A 2558-nucleotide genomic window follows, 5' to 3' on the forward strand; every position below is an offset into this window, starting at 1 on the left:
GCGACGGGATGCGCATCGCCGGCGCCTGGGCCTGGCGCGTCCTCGTCGTGGTCGCGGCGCTCGCGGTGCTGGTGCTGCTCGTCATCGAGCTGCGGCTGATCGTCATCCCGCTCCTGCTCGCGATCGTGATCGCCGCCCTCCTGGTGCCGTTCTCGAGCTTCCTCCAGCGCCACCGCTGGCCCAAGTGGGCCGCCGTCGTCCTGGCGGAGCTGGGGATCGTCGTGGTGATCGGCGGGCTCCTCTTCCTCGTCGTCACCCAGGTCTACTCCGGCTTCGACGACCTCAGCCGGCAGACGGTGCAGTCCTACGACGACTTCAAGGCCTTCCTCCTCGAGTCGCCGCTCCACCTCACCGAGACCGACATCAACCAGTACGCGCAGCAGGCCCTCACGGCCCTGCAGCAGGACTCGGGGATGCTGGTCAGCGGCGCGCTCAGCGTCGGCTCGACCGTCGGCCACCTGCTGACGGGCGTGCTGCTCACCCTCTTCTCGACGCTGTTCATCCTCATCGACGGGCCGAACATCTGGAGCTGGGTCGTCCGCCTCTTCCCGCGCCGCGCCCGCGGAGCCGTCGACGGCGCCGGCCGCGCGGGGTGGGTGACGCTGACCAACTTCGTGAAGGTGCAGATCCTGGTCGCCTTCGTCGACGCGGTCGGCATCGGCCTCGGCTCCTTCCTCCTCGGCGTCCCGCTGGCCATCCCGATCGGCGTGCTCGTCTTCCTCGGCTCCTTCGTGCCGGTCATCGGCGCCGTGGTGACCGGGGCGCTGGCCGTCTTCATCGCGCTGGTCTACAACGGACCGCTGATCGCGCTCTTCCTGCTGATCGTCGTCCTCGCGGTGCAGCAGCTCGAGGGCCACATCCTCCAGCCGCTGATCATGGGGTCGGCGGTCAAGGTCCACCCGCTGGCCGTCGTGCTCGCGGTGGCAGGAGGCTCGATCATCGGCGGCATCGCCGGCGCCTTCTTCGCGGTGCCCGTCGTGGCCACGCTCAACGTCATGGTCAAGTACGTCGCGAGCGGAGCCTGGCGCTCGCCGACCCGAACCCCCGAGAGAGTTGCCGCAGAGCATGCAGACTAGCCGCGTCGTCGGACCCGCCCTCCACGAGTTCGAGGCGGCCCGCGCCGTCCTCGCCCCCGTCATCGCCGCCACCCCCATGGAGACGAGCACCTTCCTCGCGCAGGTCCTCGGCTCGCCCGTGTTCCTCAAGTGCGAGAACCTCCAGCGCACCGGCTCCTACAAGATTCGCGGAGCCGTGTTCCGGATGTCGCGGCTCACCCCGGAGGAGCGGGCCCGCGGAGTCGTGGCGGCCTCGGCCGGCAACCACGCGCAGGGCGTCGCCTACGCGGCGCGGGAGCTGGGGATCAAGGCCACGATCTTCATGCCGATCGGCGTCGCGCTGCCCAAGCTCGCGGCCACCCGCGACTACGGCGCGGACGTGGTGCTGAGCGGGCACATCTTCAACGAGGCGCTCGCGGCGGCGGCGGAGTTCGCCGAGCGCACCGGCGCGGTCTTCGTTCCTCCCTACGACCACCCCGACGTGATCACCGGGCAGGGCACGGTCGGCCTCGAGATCCTCGAGCAGGCCCCCGCCGTCGAGACCATCGTGGTGCCCATCGGCGGGGGCGGCCTCATCGCCGGGGTCGCATCGGCGGCCAAGCAGAAGGCGGCCGAGGAGGGGCGCACGCTCCGCGTCATCGGCGTGCAGGCGGCCAACGCGGCGCCGTACCCGCTCTCGCTCGCGAGCGGCGAGCCGACCGCGATCACGATCTCTCCGACGATCGCCGACGGCATCGCCGTGGCGAAGCCGGGGCAGCTGAACTTCGCGATCGTCCGCGAGATGGTGGACGAGGTCGTCACCGTCGAGGACGACGACATCGCCCGGGCTCTGCTGGTGCTGCTGGAGCGGGCGAAGCTCGTGGTGGAGCCCGCGGGCGCGGTGGGCATCGCGGCGATCCTGACGGGGAAGATCCGCGACGCCGGAGCGACCGCGGTCATCCTGTCGGGCGGCAACATCGATCCGCTGATGATGGAGCGGGTGATCAGCCGGGGCCTGGCCGCGTCGGAGCGCTACCTCAAGATGAGCATCGGGCTGCCGGATCGTCCGGGGCAGCTGTCGCGCATCGCGGAGCTCATCTCGGAGGCGAACGCGAACGTGGTCGAGGTGCTGCACACCCGGCACGGCCGGGGCCTGCAGATCAGCGAGGTCGAGATCGAGATCAGCGTCGAGACCCGCGGCCCCGAGCACGCCGACCGCGTCATCCAGGTCCTCACCGACGCCGGCTACGCCCCCCGCATCTCCCGCAACTGACCGCCTGTGGGCGCCGCGGTGTTCTCCGCAGAGCGGAGGACAAAGCCGGTACCGGCGATCTCGCGCCCTCGCCGTCGCCGCGAAACCGGCGCGGCGCGCCCGTTCGGAGAGGGCTGATCGTGCGTCGCGGCGTTCTCCGCAAGGCGGAGGAGGAAGCGGTACCGGCGGTGTCGCGCCCGACGCTGTCGCCGCGAAGCCGGCGCCCCCCCGTCTGGAGAGGGCTGATCGTGTGTCGCGGCGTTCTCCGCAAG

2 protein-coding genes are annotated in these 2558 nt (G+C 71.2%); both read left to right on the forward strand.

Features of this window, described 5'->3' with window-relative positions:
• The first annotated feature begins 8 nt into the window (after positions 1 to 8).
• Positions 9 to 1076: an AI-2E family transporter gene (locus C5C74_RS12755; protein WP_258059301.1), complete on the forward strand. Its 1068-nt coding sequence runs from the start codon at positions 9 to 11 to the stop codon at positions 1074 to 1076.
• The gene (gene ilvA / locus C5C74_RS12760; protein WP_104224429.1) at positions 1066 to 2307 is read left to right on the forward strand and encodes a threonine ammonia-lyase; all 1242 of its coding nucleotides are present in this window, start codon (positions 1066 to 1068) and stop codon (positions 2305 to 2307) included. The genes C5C74_RS12755 and ilvA overlap by 11 nt, the downstream gene beginning before the upstream one ends.
• The last annotated feature ends 251 nt before the right edge of the window (positions 2308 to 2558 follow it).

The sequence above is a fragment of the Rathayibacter sp. AY1E8 genome, from assembly GCF_002931415.1.
Classification (GTDB): Bacteria; Actinomycetota; Actinomycetes; order Actinomycetales; family Microbacteriaceae; genus Rathayibacter.

Bases quoted from the DNA above. Each gene is read 5' to 3' on its own strand.
- ilvA (WP_104224429.1), top strand. From the start codon at position 1,066: ATGCAGACTAGCCGCGTCGTCGGACCCGCCCTCCACGAGTTCGAGGCG.
- C5C74_RS12755 (WP_258059301.1), top strand. From the start codon at position 9: ATGCGCATCGCCGGCGCCTGGGCCTGGCGCGTCCTCGTCGTGGTCGCG.